Source organism: Microbulbifer maximicatervae (SeqCode) (genome assembly GCF_052466985.1).
On record NZ_CP174298.1, the window covers coordinates 4,622,031 to 4,639,469 of the forward strand.

The 17,439-nt window shown below is 48.9% G+C and carries 18 protein-coding genes; 6 read left to right on the top strand and 12 right to left on the bottom strand.

All coding sequences use genetic code 11. The annotated features are described in order from the left end of the window. Nucleotides 1-256: 256 nt before the first annotated feature. Together ACJJI3_RS20345 and ACJJI3_RS20350 are read right to left on the bottom strand one after the other, a co-directional pair. On the bottom strand, nt 257-814 hold the full coding sequence (locus ACJJI3_RS20345; RefSeq protein ID WP_282931244.1) for a GbsR/MarR family transcriptional regulator: 558 nt from the start codon (nt 812-814) through the stop codon (nt 257-259). Nucleotides 815-913: 99 nt separating this feature from the next. Then, nucleotides 914-1,867: a DUF1853 family protein gene (locus tag ACJJI3_RS20350; protein ID WP_444940751.1), complete on the bottom strand. Its 954-nt coding sequence runs from the start codon at nt 1,865-1,867 to the stop codon at nt 914-916. Nucleotides 1,868-2,131: 264 nt separating this feature from the next. Between ACJJI3_RS20350 and ACJJI3_RS20355 the strand changes: the two genes are divergently transcribed. After that, entirely contained in the window at nt 2,132-3,034 is a 903-nt protein-coding gene (locus ACJJI3_RS20355; protein ID WP_444940752.1) for a bile acid:sodium symporter family protein, read from the top strand. A gap of 242 nt (nt 3,035-3,276) precedes the next feature. Continuing rightward, a complete protein-coding gene (locus ACJJI3_RS20360) occupies nt 3,277-4,194 on the top strand; it encodes a glycosyltransferase family A protein (RefSeq protein WP_444940753.1) in 918 nt (305 codons plus the stop codon). Nucleotides 4,195-4,264: 70 nt separating this feature from the next. Here the strand turns inward: ACJJI3_RS20360 and ACJJI3_RS20365 are convergent, their stop codons facing one another. The 3 genes from ACJJI3_RS20365 to ACJJI3_RS20375 form a co-directional block, all read right to left on the bottom strand. After that, nucleotides 4,265-6,625 carry an autotransporter family protein gene (locus tag ACJJI3_RS20365; protein WP_444940754.1) on the bottom strand — a complete coding sequence of 787 codons (2,361 nt, stop codon included), beginning with the start codon at nt 6,623-6,625 and terminating at the stop codon, nt 4,265-4,267. Nucleotides 6,626-6,776: 151 nt separating this feature from the next. Next, on the bottom strand, nt 6,777-7,571 hold the full coding sequence (locus ACJJI3_RS20370) for an OmpW/AlkL family protein (protein WP_444896092.1): 795 nt from the start codon (nt 7,569-7,571) through the stop codon (nt 6,777-6,779). A gap of 292 nt (nt 7,572-7,863) precedes the next feature. Beyond that, a complete protein-coding gene (locus ACJJI3_RS20375; RefSeq protein WP_444940755.1) occupies nt 7,864-8,793 on the bottom strand; it encodes a LysR family transcriptional regulator in 930 nt (309 codons plus the stop codon). 113 nt (nt 8,794-8,906) lie between these two features. Here ACJJI3_RS20375 and ACJJI3_RS20380 point away from each other — a divergent pair, with 113 nt between their 5' ends. Genes ACJJI3_RS20380 through ACJJI3_RS20395 form a run of 4 tightly spaced genes read left to right on the top strand, consistent with a single transcriptional unit; the run spans nt 8,907 to nt 11,668 of the window. Continuing rightward, nucleotides 8,907-9,125, top strand: coding sequence for a hypothetical protein (locus ACJJI3_RS20380; protein ID WP_444918188.1), 219 nt, complete (start codon nt 8,907-8,909; stop codon nt 9,123-9,125). Nucleotides 9,126-9,127: 2 nt separating this feature from the next. After that, complete coding sequence (locus tag ACJJI3_RS20385; protein WP_282931252.1) at nt 9,128-10,057, top strand: sodium-dependent bicarbonate transport family permease; 930 nt, start codon at nt 9,128-9,130, stop codon at nt 10,055-10,057. Nucleotides 10,058-10,063: 6 nt separating this feature from the next. Next, complete coding sequence (purE, locus tag ACJJI3_RS20390) at nt 10,064-10,555, top strand: 5-(carboxyamino)imidazole ribonucleotide mutase (RefSeq protein WP_282931253.1); 492 nt, start codon at nt 10,064-10,066, stop codon at nt 10,553-10,555. Between the two features lie 12 nt (nt 10,556-10,567). Next, entirely contained in the window at nt 10,568-11,668 is a 1,101-nt protein-coding gene (locus ACJJI3_RS20395) for a 5-(carboxyamino)imidazole ribonucleotide synthase (protein WP_444940756.1), read from the top strand. A gap of 3 nt (nt 11,669-11,671) precedes the next feature. On the opposite strand, the gene mnhG is transcribed toward ACJJI3_RS20395, so the two are convergent. Genes mnhG through mbhE form a run of 7 tightly spaced genes read right to left on the bottom strand, consistent with a single transcriptional unit; the run spans nt 11,672 to nt 17,415 of the window. Beyond that, nucleotides 11,672-12,016, bottom strand: coding sequence for a monovalent cation/H(+) antiporter subunit G (mnhG, locus tag ACJJI3_RS20400; RefSeq protein WP_413663319.1), 345 nt, complete (start codon nt 12,014-12,016; stop codon nt 11,672-11,674). Then, a complete protein-coding gene (locus ACJJI3_RS20405; RefSeq protein WP_413663318.1) occupies nt 12,006-12,341 on the bottom strand; it encodes a cation:proton antiporter in 336 nt (111 codons plus the stop codon). Before ACJJI3_RS20405 ends, mnhG begins: the two co-directional genes overlap by 11 nt. Continuing rightward, nucleotides 12,341-12,814: a Na+/H+ antiporter subunit E gene (locus ACJJI3_RS20410; protein WP_413663317.1), complete on the bottom strand. Its 474-nt coding sequence runs from the start codon at nt 12,812-12,814 to the stop codon at nt 12,341-12,343. The genes ACJJI3_RS20405 and ACJJI3_RS20410 overlap by 1 nt, the downstream gene beginning before the upstream one ends. A gap of 21 nt (nt 12,815-12,835) precedes the next feature. Then, nucleotides 12,836-14,341 carry a Na+/H+ antiporter subunit D gene (locus ACJJI3_RS20415; protein WP_444925922.1) on the bottom strand — a complete coding sequence of 502 codons (1,506 nt, stop codon included), beginning with the start codon at nt 14,339-14,341 and terminating at the stop codon, nt 12,836-12,838. Next, the gene (locus ACJJI3_RS20420; RefSeq protein ID WP_444907269.1) at nt 14,338-14,712 is read right to left on the bottom strand and encodes a Na+/H+ antiporter subunit C; all 375 of its coding nucleotides are present in this window, start codon (nt 14,710-14,712) and stop codon (nt 14,338-14,340) included. Before ACJJI3_RS20420 ends, ACJJI3_RS20415 begins: the two co-directional genes overlap by 4 nt. Nucleotide 14,713: 1 nt before the next feature. Then, nucleotides 14,714-15,133, bottom strand: a complete 420-nt coding sequence (locus ACJJI3_RS20425) for a Na+/H+ antiporter subunit B (RefSeq protein WP_444915528.1) — start codon at nt 15,131-15,133, stop codon at nt 14,714-14,716. Continuing rightward, nucleotides 15,130-17,415 (bottom strand): hydrogen gas-evolving membrane-bound hydrogenase subunit E, encoded by a 2,286-nt coding sequence (mbhE, locus tag ACJJI3_RS20430; RefSeq protein WP_444940757.1) that lies wholly within the window; start codon nt 17,413-17,415, stop codon nt 15,130-15,132. The genes ACJJI3_RS20425 and mbhE overlap by 4 nt, the downstream gene beginning before the upstream one ends. Between the last annotated feature and the right edge of the window lie 24 nt (nt 17,416-17,439).

A 17,439-nucleotide genomic window follows, 5' to 3' on the forward strand; every position in this document is an offset into this window, starting at 1 on the left:
TCGGCACTGCAAGAAAATATAGAGGCAGGTGTGTGTTCCCGCGTATACAATCCTGCAGGAGCCGACTTTGGATCGGCAGCGGCACGGCCTTGTGCCGTTTTTAATCCAGCACTATGGGCTGCCGGATTAAAAATATGCCGGGGCTTTTAGCCATGGATTTGGCCCTATGGGTTTCTCCCCGGAATAAGTGCTTCAGATGAAGGTGTTATTTCGCTTTGAGTGCAGCGGTATATTCCTCGTACTAGCGTTTTTTTTGCTAGTTTGAGGTGTTCTGTCCACCTGTCATCTTACTTTTGAGTTCCAGTAGCTTGACGATACCGGAGCCTAGCTTCATCAATTTAAGCAGGTCCTGGTGTTCTAGCTTGCTGAGTGTGTTGGCAAATTCTTCGAGTAGCTCCAGCAAGCTGTAAACTTCCTGGATTTTTTCCTGTGCCTGGGCATCCAGCTCATCTTGGGGTTCATTGAGCAGCAGCTGGCGAAGCAGACTTAATGTAGGGTCGAGCTCTCGCTTGCGGCGCTCTTCGAAGACAGTGCGAGCGAGGTCCCAGATTGACCCAGCTGCAGTGAAATAATCTTTGCGATCGCCAGGTTGATGATGCAGCTCAACCAAGCGCCAGGCCTGTAGCTCTTTGAGCCCCATACTGACATTGCCACGACTGATCTTCAGTGCCTGGGCCAATTGCTCGGCATTGAGTGGCGTGGGATGAATGGTGAGTAGGGCAAACATTTGTCCCACCGTGCGATTGAATCCCCAGCGGCTACCCATTTCACCAAAGTGCAGTACGAATGCCTGGGCTTGACTCGATAGTTTCATTTACTTCTTAAGTTTCAGAAATTTCTGAAAATTGTAAATGTAAATTGATCTATGTCAATCACCAATTTAGAAAATAATGTGAGGCCAGCGAGAGGCTGGTTATATGCTCAAGCTACTTTTGGCTCTTTGGTACCAGTTGTCGGGCACGATAAAGCCTCTGCAGGCTTCGCCGTTTTTATCGATGGCGGCGATGCACAGTGGGTGGGTAAAGCTTTCGGGCAGCAGCGCCTCTAGCAATTGATCGGCAGTCATGCCGGTGGTGCTGCTCTGAGGCGCCAGCCAGGCTTGCTTGGGGAGCGCCAGCCACTCGAGAGCACCGCGGTTTGCCTGGCTCAGGGAGAATGACCGAAACTCAGATAACGACACCCACCAAAGATCATGACTGGAGGGCCGGCGAAGTGTATCCAGCGGTTTGAATAGTCTCCCGGGCATTAGCGCCCACTGGCGATCTATCTCTAGGCCGTGCTCTTTCAGCATTGATTGAACTGCCGGCATTTCAATCAGTGGCAGTTGATGATCTGCCATTCTTGCCAGTTTGATATCCAGTCGGTCCTTGATTCCAGGCCCTACCCAATGGATATCGGTAACCTGGAGATAAAATTTTACGGCAATTTCCCAGTGTTCACACTGGTTGCTGGGCAGGTGTTGCACGACGAAGTCGAGTTCCCCCAGTGTCTTGCCGCCGGACCTTAGAGGGAGGTTTTGGTAGAGCAGCTGGTAGTCGGGATGTTTGTCAAAGGCAAATGACCAGAGCCTTTCAAAGTAAGTGCCCAAGCGGTTATTGGGTTTGCTGAGGCTGAGTTCGTGCAGGTAATTATCCAACTCAGGGGAAAGTGCACCTTTTACTTTCGGGCAGGAGAAGTATTCCAATAGGGACTTTCGTCGCGTGGGTAGAAGCCAGGGGAGTTGGTTAGCTGCACTAAAAACTGTAACGGAGTCCTCGCTAGTGGGAATATCCGAACTTCCCACGGACCACATTAAGTTGTCCCAATTATCTACCTGTCCGCTTTTCAGGGAGGAAATCATGGCCTTCTGTATCGTTTCCTGAATCATTAAACTTCTGTATATTGCTAAAATACAAGACAGATTGGTGAAATCATCTATGATTGCTTTACCATCTGAACTAAAAATAATAATTACACTTATAAGAATCGATCCGAGCACCAAAAAAAATCAGCGAATTACCGATGTCGAAATAAGTCCCCTGGCAGTGAAGTTTCTGCCTTGATTTCGTTATCCATCTCCAGTGCCAGCTTTATTCTGGGAGTTGATTTTGGTCGGGTATTTTTCTTACAGTGACTGATACTGGAGAAAATCATGGAATCAGGTCCCCTTATTTCGATCGGCTTGCCTATCTCGCTGTTTATCATCATGGTGGGAATAGGGATGACCCTAACTGCCAGGGATTTTCATCAGGTAACGGTAAAGCCCATTGGCCTTATTATCGGAACTTTTACCCAAATTCTCCTGATGCCAGCTATAGCAATTGGCCTCTGCTGGGGCTTAAATCTACCACCGGCCATTGCTGTTGGCCTAGTCATTATTGCCGCCTGTCCGGGAGGCACAACATCGAACCTGTTTACCTTGATGGCTCGCGGCAACGTGGCGCTTTCTATTGTATTAACAGTTTCTGCCAGCCTGATTACTATTGCCAGTTTACCGCTTTTCGCAAATTATGCGCTTCGAACTTATTTCGGCGCTGACCAGACTATAACTCTGCCATTCGCCAGTACAGTGGTGATGTTATCCAGTATTGTCCTCTTGCCTGTTGTGATAGGGATGCTATTTCGTGCCTGGAGACCGCACCTGGCTCGCCGCGCAGAGGGAATAGTCAGTATTTTTGGCGGGGTTGTATTGCTTGCACTGGTAGCAGGCCTTATCTGGGGAATTCGCGATCGCCTTGCAGACTTGATGGTTCAAGCTGGACCCTCGGTCATTCTATTGAATCTCTGTGGTGTGCTATTGGGGCTTCTTATCAGCCGGGTTGCTGGCCTGCCAAAGCGGGAAGGGGTTGCGGTTGCAACGGAACTCGGTATTAAGAACAGTACTATCGGAATGATGGTAACCCTCACGCTCTTACACTCGAGTGAGATGTCCGTGCCCTCAGCAGTTTACGGTGTATTGATGTTCCCATCTGGCGTTCTTTTGGCGTTATATGGTCGCCGCGGGGTTGGGAGAAAAACTGCTTCGTCCACTGGAGAGGCAGAGCAAGTGGGGTAATGAATTTAACTTGTCAGTGTATATTTTATGTCAAATGAAAAATTTAAGGTACATCCCATAAAGTAATTTTAATAAAGATTCAAGTAGTGTTCTTGCGCGCTGTCTCCCATATTTCTATAGTTAAATTTTATAGAATAGTCTTTTAATGGCTATCCCGGAGCTAACGTTTAATGCTTGGCTGCTTATTTGAAAGCTCTGGTTGCTACTGCGGCATTTAAATTTAGAGGTTTCAAATTTGCTTCATGTTTAAGAATTTTTCTACAAGGCGTGACAAGAAAAGTACCATTAATAATAATTTGAAATTGGATGCTTTGTTTTGGAAAAGGCTCTTAGAGCAGGCGGCATTGAATGGTTGTGGGTCTGGTGTTGGAAATGCAGAGAAGCATAATATTGTTGTCTCTTTGACAAGTTATGATAAACGTATACATGATATTCATCTGTGCATTGAGAGTTTATTCCAGCAGTCTTTAAAAGCAGATGTTATTGTTCTTTGGTTGTCACTAGAAGATTTTCCTGATCGAGTTTTGCCCAGTATCTTAAAAAAGCAAATGCATAGAGGGCTAAGGGTTGAATTTGTCGATGAAAATCTAGGTCCATACATGAAGTATGTTTACGCCTTTCAACAGTTTCCAGATAGCCTTATTATCACGGTCGATGATGATATTCTTTACCCTGTAGATACCATTGATATGCTGTATCAGGCTTACCTAAAAAACCCAAATTATATTTACTGTCATCGAGCGCATCAAATAAAGGTTGATAGTCAAGGAGAAGTATTGCCATATAAAAAGTGGAGAACAACTCGTAACAATTGGAAGTGTGATATGAATATTGCGCCCTCCTACAAGGTTTTCCCTACTGGTGTTGGAGGAGTATTATATTATCCCGGTGCGCTCCACCCAGATGCATTTAATAAAGAGAAATTTATGAACCTGTGCCCTAAAGCTGATGATATTTGGCTTAAGGCTATGAGCATGAGGCAGGGCACACGATGTGCACGGGTAGCAGATATTCGCTTTTGGAGGGATAGATTTTTAACTATTCCTGGTGGGCAAGCCAGTGGTCTCAAGAAGCAAAATTTAAAAGGAAGTTGTGGAAATGATAGCAAAATTTGTAAAGTCTTCTCAGAGTACGATTTGTCTAAGATGCTGTCGAAGTGAGTTACTTGATAAAGTATTGAGGTAGTATTCAGTTAAGAGTATCAATATATTAAGGCTTTTGCTTTCGGTGTCACCATTTGTAGCGAAAGCCTAGTTCTAACCCTCCGGAAAAACTATTCCCCAGGTTTTCCAAACTGCTGCTGTAATAAATTTCTGAATAGATAGAACAGTGATCACCGCACTCATCGTAGCTCGCGCCCAAGCGCAATTCACCGTACCAGGTATCAGGTTTTTGACTGAGTCGGGTTTCCGATACGAGTAAATTAGTCCTCTGGTCGATATTGTAAATAAGGCTCGGAGTTGCGAACAGAGAGAACCTTTCCAAAGGAATTGAGCCATACATATTGCGACTACTCTTACGTTGGCTCTTGCGCTTTTCAAAGATGGTTCCCAAGCGTAAGAGGAAGCCATTGTTATTGATATCTGTAGCTTGTACTGCATAGATATCCTGCAAGTTATTGGCTTCCTCCGAGGTGTAAATCAATTGCGCATGGGGTGTCCAGGAATAGTAATCATGCAGTTTAAAACTCTTACCGCCCTCGATAGACAAGGCATAACCAAATGCTTCATCGCTATTATTGAGTTCGCGCAGTGATTTGGCATCCATTTCAAAGTCAAACCAATTTAGCTTAAGTTGACTATCAATAAAAATGCCATCCAATCCATACCAGGTGACAAATGCGCTGACGCCGTAGTTACTCGCATCGATTGAGCCATCACCAAAAAATGAATTCACATCGTTATTTGAATCGCCGTAGTGCAAAGCGGCGCTGCCAATAAGTTGGCTTCCAAATACGGAGACTTGTATTGGTAAATCAAAGCCCACTTGTACTTGATAGTAAGTCTGTTTCCAGTTTGCACGGGTACTGGACTCATTGGGATCAAGGGTAATATGTCGGGCAGAGTTTCTGATCCAAAGTCCACGATTATCAATTGCCTGCTCTTGGGCATCGCTATACTCGCTACTGGCCAAGTCCAAATAGCTTGTACCTACCCAATAGCGATTTCCCAGGCGGCTGCGCAGTGAAGAGGGAATATTGAGTGTTCTGAGAATTTGCGGGAGGGCTTCGTAGAGTACTGCAGTAGGTTGCCAGCGGATTATTCCGCCTTCAGGGAATACTGAAGAGTTATCCACAGTTGAACGCAAATACCAGCTGCCATCATCACTTCCTCCTGCGCCGTTCTGGTGTAATGTGTAAGCATAGGCTCCACCTATCACTGCCTGCTGATCATCTTTACTGACAAAGTCCCCTGCCAGGGTGAATTGTGCATTTGATTCGCCTTTGACGGAAACCACCTTAATACCATTGCCTTCTGTCCGCTTTCCTTTACCGGAGCGGTTAAAGACAGAGATAGTGGTAGTGCCAGAGCTGTCTCCTTCCACAATTAGTTGATCGCTCTGTGAAAAATCATCTTCAAGGACGGCGTCTACCCATAGGCGCCCATTATTAGAGCGGTATTGCCCATAGTTTCCATTATCGTCTTTGGCTATGGTGAGGGTGTTGAACCTATTGTTGGATAGATCGATGGTTCCACTATTGGATACATCTCCTGAGATTACATAGCTGTCGCTATCAAAAAATGCCTGTCCACCCCAGCGAATATCTAGGCCGAGGGAATTTCCTTCCGAATCGAGACCTCCTCCGACAGCTAAACTCCCAGTGAATGTCATTTTGGAGCTACCCCAGATAACGACTCTTTCCCAGTTATTTAGAAGAGTCCCATCAACGGAGTAATCCAATTTAAATATTAAATTGTCGACTTCACCATCATTTGCACTGAGATCATCACCACCATCCAGTATGACGTCTCCATCGAAAGAGTGTGAATCTATCAGTAGGGTGTCTGATCCGGAGCCGCCTCGAATTTCGTTACTGATGCCCTCATCCCAATAGATGTAGTCATCGCCGTTTCCGCCATCCAGGTAGTTAAAAATGAACCCTCCATCCAAGGTGATGGTATCGTTTCCTTCTCCTCCCCAGACGTGAAAGGACAGCCCATCGAGTAGAATCAGGGTGTCATCTCCATCGCCTCCATGAATGCCTCCTCCCCCCAGATAATTCCCTACATCACTGGATCGCTCGTCGAGAGTTATCGTATCGTTGCCAGCGCCACCGTCGGCAAATAAGGTAACAATTCCTCCCGTGATAGTAATTTCGTCATCTCCCTCTCCCGCAAGTACATTTTCCGCCGTCCCACCGTTGAGAATGATGGTATCGTTGCCGGCATAAGTTTCTATGTCCGCACCATCGGGGTCATTGTCTTCGTCACAGGTGATTTCATCTGCGGCAGAGGTGCCACTATTGCCGGGGTTGCATTGTGCTAGAGAGTTGCGGCTAAAAACAAGCAGTGCAGAAAGCGTCATAATGAGTAGGAATATTTTTACGAATCCTACAGAAGAAAGCTGGAAACCAGTTTTTTGGGGGGACACAGTTATTCCTTTTATTGTGCCAGATAGTTGTAATACCGATTAGGTTTTTAGCGACAAAGTTATAGTTGGGGACAACGCAGCTCGTGTATGAAATAACTTCAAATTTTAAGAGTATTCGCTGTCGCCCAACTGTATGAAATTTCTTCGATAACTAAAATTTAATACCCACCCCGAAATTTATGATCCAGGGGTTGTAGTCAAAATGGGCATAGAGGCGATCCCTGCCCAATTCAGTGGGGAAGTCGATAGTGGCGTCGGTGTCTGCCAGGTAATAAATCGCGGATGCGTTAAGTAGTAGAGGATATCTCCAGTCGCGGAAATCAAAGATATAATCCAGGCCGGCTTGCAGCCCCCAATCCCACGAGTGCCCCATATTAAATGATCCAGGTGCGACCGAGAGCTCTGAATCTATCAGGTATTCGTTAAACTGGCGGCTGATTTCAACGGTGTGGAAATTGGTGTAATTGATTCCTGCACCGATATAGGGGCGAGCGCGATAGGATGGATCTAAGAAGTACCAGTTGCCGAAAACCATTGTCGTTGTAGTGCTAAAGTCGCCGAGCTGGATTTGGTTTCGCCCAGGGTTGCCGGTGAAATTATCCAGTTTTGTACCATAGCTGGCGCCATTAATATGCATTAATTCTATGCCCCAGCGATCGCTGGGTCGCCACACTCCCGATATTTGCCATGCATGGGTCGAGTCGATTTGCCAACTGCTGTTGTATAAATCCCATTGCTGTAAAACTCTATATTTAAGCGCTGTGCCCTCATCGTTTGGCTGGACATAAGTCAGGCCAAAACGAACAATAAATTCACCCCATTCGATATCACGCCAATCATCTTGGGCATGGGTCGATAGTGCTGAGAGAGTGAAAAGTAGAGTAATAATTCCTTTATTAATTCCTTTTGCGGTCATCTCGATATCCATCTCTGAAAATCCGGACACAGGCAAAACAGCTTATCTGCCATAGGTGCTTTGGTTGATAATTATTGGCAGTGCATGGGCCAAGTACCCCAAAAAGTAGCAGGACTGAAAAAGACCGCAGGGAATTTTTCAAAATTTGAGGCCTAAATTATCTAGCCAGGTTTACAGAGAGAAGGGGATTTATAAGAGAGAAAGAATAATGCGCTTGGTGCCTTAGGGGGGTATAAGTGTCTATTTGGGTTTACAGGGAAATTTCCACTGCGAGTCTTGGGTGCAGTGTATTCTTTCCCTCTTTTCCAATGATAAGGCTGGGCTACGGGAGATTACCCAGGGGCACTTTTTCCAGATTGCGGGCGTACTCCAGGAACTTCTGTGCTGCTGGTGATAGCGGACGTGATTTGCGTCGAGCTAAATACCAGTGGGTGACAATAGGAAGTTCTTCGACATCGAGAATTGACAAGCCTGCGCGTCCGCCAAATGCCAGGGTATGCTCCGACAATATAGAGACCCCCAGACCGGACATAACCGCGTGCTTAATGGCTTCATTGCTCTCAATGGTCATACGGAGCTTGAGGTCTACATTGCGTTTGCGCAGGAACTGTTCAATGGCATGGCGTGTACCGGAGCCCTCCTCCCGATGAAGGAACTGACAGCCTGCAAATTCTTGCAGGGAGATTTTTTTGCGGGAGGCCAGTGGGTGGTTCTCAGGCGCTATCGCCAGTAAGCGGTTGGGTAGAAACTCCACCAGCTCCAGGTCCTGGCTCTTTGGAGGGTGGCTGAATACGTAGAAGTCATCTTCATCCTCACCAGTGTAATCAATGATCTGTTGGCGGTTGCCCACCCTGAAGTGGATATCCAGTCGCGGATGCTGCTGATAAAACTCCCCGATCAGGTGGGGGATAAAGTATTTGGCGGTGGTCACTACTGCCAGTTGTAAGCTGCCGGTATCCAACCCTCGCAATTGGGCCAGTTTCAGGTCCAGATACTCGTAACTCTTCAGGATGTCCCGGGCACTTTCTACCAGGGTTTGCCCGGCCTCCGTAAATTGCAGTTGCCTGCCCACCGAGTAATACAGAGGTAAACCCACCGCATCGGAGAGTTTGGCCAGTTGCATCGATACGCTTGGCTGGGTTAGGTGCAGCTTTCTGGCTGCGGCGCTGATATTGCCCAACTCATAGACACAGAGCAGGATCTCCAGTTGTCGAACGGTTCCAATGCGGGCATGGGCACGAGTTAGGGGCACAAAATCACCTGTATAGGTTTGAGTTTATAGTTTACATAATAAATATCTATTTTTATCTATCAATAGCAATTCCGATAATGCGTCAATTTCAATAACCAGTGGGGGCATTATCAATGCAGAGATCACAACTCTTCTTTGGCGTGGTTGTCGGCTTGTTAGTTTTATGCGCAGGCTTGTCAGTAAATCTTGCCGGTATGAACGGGGTTCCCTTGATGGCTGTAGGCCTAGTGGTGGTTCTGGCCAATGCTGCTTACTGGCTGATGGCGCAGCAAACCCCGAAACGCATACGTATCTCCAATAATCGCTCCAGACAGCGCCGGGGACAGCGATAGAGATGCAGTTGGATATTGTTGTTGGTTTCTTTCTGCTGGGCGCCTTTGCCCAGCTGGTTCGCAGTGACCTGCGTTTACCCAAAGGTCTTTACCAGAGCTGCGTTATCTTCCTGCTAATCGCCATCGGCCTAAAAGGTGGTGCTGCTTTAAGTGCGTATTCCGCTGCCACCCTGGTTCCCCAGTCCCTGGCGGTGGTGGCTTTTGGTGCTCTGTTACCTCTGGTGGCTTTCCCTATCTTGCGCTGGATTGGCAAGTGGTCACGTGTAGATGCGGCGGCAACGGCGGCGCACTATGGGTCTGTCAGTGTTGCCACCTACGCGGTGGCTGTGGCCCTGCTACAGTCACAGAATATTGAATATGAAGCGTATTTCCCTCTGTTTGTAGCACTTCTTGAAGTCCCGGCAATCATTGTCGGCATGCTGTTGGCGCGGCAATCGATGGGCAGTTCGAGCAAGCGCCGGGTGTTTCACGAGGTCACCTGCAACCAGGGAGTACTGTTGCTCCTGGGGGGAATCGTTATCGGAGCCTGGGCTGGAGAGCGCACCGCTTCAGTAATGCCTTTGTTTGGGACCCTGTTTCATGGCATATTGGCGCTCTTTCTGCTGGAAATGGGGCGTGTCGCTGCGGCGCGGTTGGCCGATGTTAGAGGGCAGGGTGCTTTCCTGCTCAGCTTCGGCATTTTTATGCCGCTGATTGGCGGTGCCGCTGGCGGTATCTTGGGGAGTTTGTTGGGTTTGTCGCCTGGTGGTATCTTTCTGCTCGCGGTGCTCGGTAGCAGTGCCTCTTATATCGCTGTGCCTGCGGCTATGTCCGTTGCCCTGCCGCAGGCCAATGCTAGTGTGTCCATCACTTTGTCCCTGGCAGTTACCTTTCCTTTCAATGTGCTGGTGGCGATTCCCGTCTATCTGGCGCTCGTTCAATATTGGAGTTAATCGCAAGTGAAGCCGATTCCCTTTGAAAAAGTCACTATCGTAATGGGTTCCCGCTCAGATTGGGCCACCATGAGCAACGCGACTAAGCCTCTGGAAGAGCTCGAAGTTCCCTTTGCTACTGCTGTGGTTTCGGCCCACAGAACTCCCCAGCGTATGGTTGAGTTTGCCAGCCGTGCCCACGAATCCGGTACCGAAGTGATTATTGCCGGCGCCGGCGGCTCCGCCCACTTACCGGGTATGATCGCTGCTTTGACTCCCCTGCCTGTGATCGCAGTGCCGGTTGAGAGCCGTTTTATGACGGGTATGGACAGCTTGTTATCCATTGTGCAGATGCCTCGCGGTGTGGCGGTAGCAACCCAGGCGGTTGGTGCTTCCGGTGCCTACAATGCAGGCTTGATGGCTGCGCAGATGTTGTCTTTGGCTGATGCGGAATTGCAGAAGCGCCTGATCGCCTGGCGCGAGCGTCAGACCGAGCAAGTTCCAATCACGGTAGAGTGATAGGAGATCGTTGTGAGTAAGAGACGAGTCGCCATTATTGGCTGTGGGCAGTTGGCACAAATGATGGCCCAAGAGGGGCAACCTCTCGGAGTAGAGTTCAGTTTCCTGGCTGAGACCGGTGAAAACACCGACTGTGTAAAGGGACTGGGGACTATCGTGGAGATGGAACCGGAACAGGACCCTGAGGCCTTGTATCAGGCACTGGGGCGCCCGGAAGTGATCACCAGTGAGAGGGAGCAAGTGAGCGTTGAGTTGCTGCGCTCTTTTCAGCCCTTCTGTCCGGTATATCCGGACCCGCATATTACAGAGAAGGCCCAGCACCGCTTGCGAGAGAAGCGAGCACTTACAGACTCTGGTCTGCCTGTTGCACCTTTCGCAGCAGCACAGGGTGAAAAAGAGCTGCGGGAAGCGGTCGACCAACTGGGATATCCGGCGTTTATTAAGAGCTGCGAAAATGGCTACGACGGTAAGAACCAGTGGTGCGTGAAGAACGCTGCAGACTTGGATGCTGCCATTCCCCAAGCTGGTGATCAGGAGTGTGTGGTTGAGGCTGGGGTGAATTTCGCCTGTGAAGTCTCCATTATCGGTGCTCGTTCGGCATCCGGTGAAATCAAAGCTTATCCGCTGACGGAAAACCGCCACCGCAACGGCACCTTACTGCTGTCCACCGCTCCCTACGACAACCCGGAGCTGCTCAAGGCCGCAGAGGGTTACCTGGCGACCCTGCTGAAGGACTGGGACTATGTGGGTGTATTGGCCGTTGAGTGTTTTGTCAGTGAGAGCGGCCTGATTGTCAACGAAGTGGCACCGCGAGTTCACAACAGCGGTCATTGGACCTTTGTCGGCCCTGAGGCCAGCCAATTTGCCAATCATATCCGCGCGATACTGGATATGCCCCTGGGCGATACTGCCTGCCCGGTGCCGGTTGCGATGGTCAATATGTTGGGGGTTGATGCAGCTCCAAAGCAGGATAACGATGGTGTTTGGCTGTACGGCAAAGCACTTCGCCCTGGGCGCAAAATGGGTCATGTCATTTTACAGGACCCGGATATGGAGCACCTGCGTCAGCGCAGCGAAAGTATGATTGAAGAACTTTACGGCGAAAAGATTTAGTGCTTACTGAATATTGCGCATCGGGTTCTTGAACTTGAGTTTGTAGCCGGTACCCCGCCACATGGGAGTGCCGGCTCGATAAGCCGCCCGGGCAATCATATGGACACCAATTGGCACTGTAAGTAATAAGAATAAAATAGCGGCAATGGCCCTGGCTGTCACCTGAGCGTCACTAAAAAGAATTGCTACGCCCGCCAGCAGTAATCCGCAACACACCGTAGCCCCTTTTCCCGATGTACTCATTCGAGTGTAAAAGTCCGGCATTCGCAGCAAGCCCAAAGCGGCGCTGAACCCAAAAAAACTGCCCACCAGAATTATCAAAGCGATAAAAATTTCATCAAATGTCATCATGATCCCTATGGCTGTGGGTGACTGTGCGCGAGCCGCTTTTTTCAATAAAACGGGCAAAGGCCACACTCACTAAAAATGCGACCAGGGCCAGGGCGATAGCAGCGTCCAGGTACACGGGTTGTCCCGAGGCGATTGCCAGTAGTGCACAGTAGGCTACCGCCAAAATATTGAGAACATCCAGGGCGACAACCCTGTCTGCTAAGGTGGGGCCCAAAGCGATACGCAGGAAGCACATCACCAGGGCGAGTAACAATAGAAAGGAAGCAATATTGATTGCTACTGTGACCAGTGGCGAATGAATATCGATAATTGTGAGAAACATCAGGAAACAGCCTCCTTAACCCGTTTCTCAAACCCCTCCCTAATCTCCTCGCGAAAGGTTTCTGGATCACTGACAAACATAGTATGTACGATTAAGGCATCATTGTTGGGCGTGACATCCAATACCATAGTGCCCGGTGTCAGCGAAATTAAGTTAGTGAGAATAAAAATCTGGTTTCTATCGAGCCTCTCCATGGGTAGTCGTACTACCAGGGGCCGGCTTTGCAAGCGGGGCGAAAAGACTTCGTAGGCGGCACGCAGGCTGGATAAAACAAGCTCCTCGATAAAGAAAAAGAATAAATGAGCCAAACGGGGCAAGCGGGTAAAGTAAGTCTGTGCCCCGGGTAATATAGGTGAGACTCGCAGTGCCAAAAACCCGATCAGAAAACCAAAGAAAAAATTTGCCATGGAAGCATTGCCGGTCAGGGCTGACCAACTGATCGCGAGCAATAAATTTAATAGAAAAATACGCATTTCTATTTATCCATTCCAAAGTTAATGAGTGGTACCTGGTAACACGGCATTCAGGTAATCATCAGGCTCCAATAACTCTCCGGCAGCCCCCAGAGAGTATTCGATGAAAGGCTCGGGAACCAATCCCAAAGCCAAAGTGATTAATGCCAATAACGCGACTGGCAGCAGCCGCTGGAAGCGCTCTGCGCCGCTGAGGCTATATAAATTTTTGCAGTGCTCCTGGGGGTGTGGCTTCCAGAATGCCTCTGCCCATATTTTACTCATTGAAAACAGGGTGAGCGCCCCGGTAATCAGTGCGACGGCAGCGACGATATAGGCGGCCTGGTCGAGGCTTGCTTTGACTAATAGCAGTTTCGCCCAGAATCCAGATAATGGTGGGAAACCCGCTAAACTAAATGCGGCGATAAAAAAGAAAGTAGAGAGAAGTGGGCTGGCGCGATATAAACCACCAATTTCATTGAGCTCATAACTACCCGTAAGGCGTTGGGCAGTACCGCTGATCAGGAATAAATTTGTCTTTGCCACAATATTGTGGACCATGTAGAACACCGATCCGGCCAATGCTAAAGGGCTGTTCAGCGCTAATCCCAATACCAGGAATCCAATCTGGCTGATGATATGGAATGCGAGTATCTTGCGGAACTCGTACTGTGCCGCTGCACCCAAAACTCCCGTCAGCATAGTAAGTAATGCAGCCCCCAACAAAATATCCCGGGTGAATTCCAAATCATTGGGAAATATTAAAGTAAAGGTGCGAATTAGCGCATAGACGCCGACTTTGGTCAGAAGACCGGCAAATACAGCGGTTACAGCGACCGGTGGAACATGGTATGAAGCGGGCAACCAGAAAAATAGTGGAAATATTGCCGCCTTAATTCCAAAAGCGCAGATAAAAATAACTGCCAATGTCGAAATCGCGACGGGGTTTTGTACCTCGGCCAAAGAAATATGCAGCTGCGCCATATTAAGGGTGCCGGTGAGTCCATAAAGCAACCCGATAGAGGTCAGCATCAACAGCGTGGATACAAGGTTTAATGCTACATACTTGATGCCACCGTCCAGCTGTATTTTTTCCCCCCCCAGTACCAGCAGTGCGAAAGAGGCAATCAGCATCACCTCAAACCACACATACAAATTAAATAGGTCGCCGGTGATAAAGCTACCGCTAACACCGGCCAATAACAGTTGAAAGAAACTGTGAAAGCCAAGTTTCACCCGTTTCTCACTGATATCTGAAATGGCAAATAGAGAGACACACAAACCCACGATGGCACTGATCAACAGCATTACCGCACTGAGCCGATCGGCGACCAATGTGATTCCGAAGGGAGCCTGCCAGTCTCCCATTTGCCCAGCTTGAGGGCCCTGGCTTTCTACCAGGACAAGAATATAAAGGTTAATGCAAAGGGCGGTAAGGCACCCCAATATCGAAATACCAGAGCAAAGGTATCTACGGCCTCGAGCGGGAAATGTGATTAACGCCGTGGCGATAGGGATTAGGAATGGCAGGGCCAATAACCAACTCAAGTGGTCTTCTTCCTCTTGGGTTTCACAGGCTCGGCAATACGCATGCTATCCACATCTAATGTACCCAGCTCACGGTAAGCCTGGGCGATCAGGGCCAGGGCAAAGGCCAGCAGGCCGAAGCCAATTACGATCGCAGTTAGGATCAGGGCCTGGGGTAGGGGGTTGGCAACGATAATTTGTGGGGCTTCCTGGCCCTCGGGTACCAGGGGTGGTGAGGCGCGAGTCAACCGCCCGGCGATAAAAATTGCCAGGTTGGCGGCATTGCTAATTAGTACCAAGCCAAATAGATAGTGCAACAGGTGGCGGGCAAGCATCAAATATACGCCGGTAGCAATCAGAATACCGACGACAACGGCGAGGGGAGACTCCATATCAACTGGCCTCTTCCAAGGCAAAAATGAGTGTGAGAACGGCTCCGAGTACCGTCAGGTAAACCCCAATATCAAAAAACAAAAGATTGCTGATAATGATTCCGCCATCTTCCTTGCTGCCTACTATGGCAAACCACTGTCCGGAAAAGGGACCGTCTCCCCAAAATAGAGCCATCAATCCAGATAATCCGGCGATGACAACCCCCCAGGCGGCGAGAGTCCCTGGAGGTATGCGCAGAGCACTTTGTGCCGCCTCCATACCCCAAGCCATGGCAAATAAGGCAAAAGCAGAAGCGGCAATTAATCCAGCAATAAATCCGCCTCCGGGATAATTGTGTCCACGCAACAGCATATAAATGGAGAAGACCAAGATCAGGGCTACCAACACACGGGTCGCTGTCTGTAGGATAATAGAATTCACTGCTTGCCCCGTCTTAAATGATGACCGAGTAAGGTCACCGCAGCGACAGCCGCGGTAAACACCACAATAATCTCCCCGAAAGTATCCAGGGCCCGGAAGTCCACCAGAATGACATTGACGATATTGCGCCCATGAGCCTCGGGTACAGCAGCTTCCTTGTAAAATTCACTCACAGGGCTCTCGAATGGGGTTTGCAGAACCACCAGAATGCTAATGGTAAATAAAAGGCCAACTGTGGCACCCAGCAGTGCATCCCTGGGACGAAAGCCTTCCTTCTTGCCGGGAGTAAATACGGGCAGACGCGGAAGAATCGCAGCAATTAATACCAAGTAGAGTGTTTCCACCAGAATCTGTGTAATGGCCACATCCGGTGCACCAAAGAAGAGGTAAATTAGAGCGATACCCACACCGAGAGCGCCGAGAGCGCAAATGGCGGTGAGAGGTTTACGCGCAAAACCCGCAGTAAATGTACCTCCTACCGTCAGCAGTATGGCTGCCCACTCTTTTAAATTAAGTCGTGGCGCAGTGTATTCGAGTGAGAAGTGGCCGGTATGAACAAAGGCATAAAAAAGGGCCATCGAGAGCGTAACAAAAATGACTGTGAGATAACGACGCATAATTCCATTTTGCAATATGCGTGTTTGCAGTGCGGCAAAAGCTTTTAATAGTTCTAAGGATTTATCCCACAGTAGATCGGCGCTAGTTGGCGCATGGGTAAAGTCCCAGTTTAGCCAGGCACGCATACGTTTTAAATTGACATACATAATCACCCCGAGCACAAAAGTAAGAATGCTCATCAGGAGTGGAATGTTAATACCGTGCCAGAGTTTCAGGTCGATGGTTTCCGGAAGGCCAAGTATTGCTGTCAGTGCCGGTTCCACCAGTCCGCCACCGACTAAGTCCGGGGCCAAACCAAATGTGAGGCCGAAGGCGCTTAAAACCAGTGGGCTTATCCACAAACCAGGAGGTGCCCAGCGAATACGACTGGCATCTTTGGGGGGAGGGCCAAAGAAAGGTTTGATGGCCACCATGCCGGCTACTGTCACCGTTACCGCATTGGCAAAAATTGCTGCTGTGCCCACCAGTGCGGGCTCTGAAGCTACCGCCAACGCACCTTCATATTTTAGTTCTTTACCAATAAACCCAAGGAACGGCGGGAATCCGGCCATGGATAGGGCTGAAGCCAGTGCAGCTATAAAAGCAAAGGGCAATAATTTCGCCAGACCGTGCAGCCTGGTTAAATCCCGGGTACCTGTCTGCCGATCGATAATGCCCACCACCATAAACAGTGCGGCTTTATAAAAAGAGTGAACCAGCAAGAAAGTAATTGCAGCGGCGACGGCAGCTGAAGCATCAGAACCCAGAAACATGGTGATAGTGCCCAGAGCGATCACGGTGGTATAAGCGAGGGCCAGTTTCAGGTCTGTTTGACGCAGGGCGGCCAATGCCGCTACTGCGGCAGTGGCAATACCGGTGCAGGTTAAAATCCACTCCCAGTATTCAGTGTGAGCCAGTACCGGATGTAGGCGCGCAAGAAGGTAAATACCGGCTTTGACCATAGTGGCGGAATGTAGATATGCGCTCACCGGTGTTGGCGCCGCCATGGCATTGGGCAACCAAAAATGGAAGGGCAGCTGTGCCGACTTTGAGAATGCTCCGATAAGTACCAGTATCAAGATAGGAAGATACAGTGAACTGGATTTAATCTGTTCCCCTTTAATTAACAATTCTTCAAGATCATAGCTATCGACAATCTCTCCCATTAATAGGAAAGCAGTTAGTAAGCAAAGCCCCCCTAAGGCGGTCACTAGTAAAGCCTGTAAAGCTGAGCGTCGTGCAACAGCACTGGAGTGGTTAAAGCCAATCAGGAGGTAACTTGCGACCGTCGTCACTTCCCAAAACACAAATAAAGTAATGAGATCGGATGCCAATACCAAACCCAGCATTCCGACCATAAAGAGATAGAGATAGAGAAAGAAGCGCCGCAATAGTGGATTCCCGCGTAAATACTCAGCGGCGTAAATGGTGATAAAAAAGCCGATACCGCTGATTAATAAGGCAAATAAAAAGCTGAGGCCATCAATATAGAAGCGTAGGGATACGCCCAGTTCTGGAACCCAGCTAATGCCAAAAGAAAACTCTCTACCAGCGGAAATATCGGGCAGATGAAAAAGCAATGACAAGGCGATAATGGCCGGAGGAATCGGAGAAAGCAGGGAGATCCATCTTCCCGGCGTTTTTTTATCGCCATTGCGACTTTCCATGTCGCCTTCTGATCCCATTATTTTATCCCTGGTGACTCGATG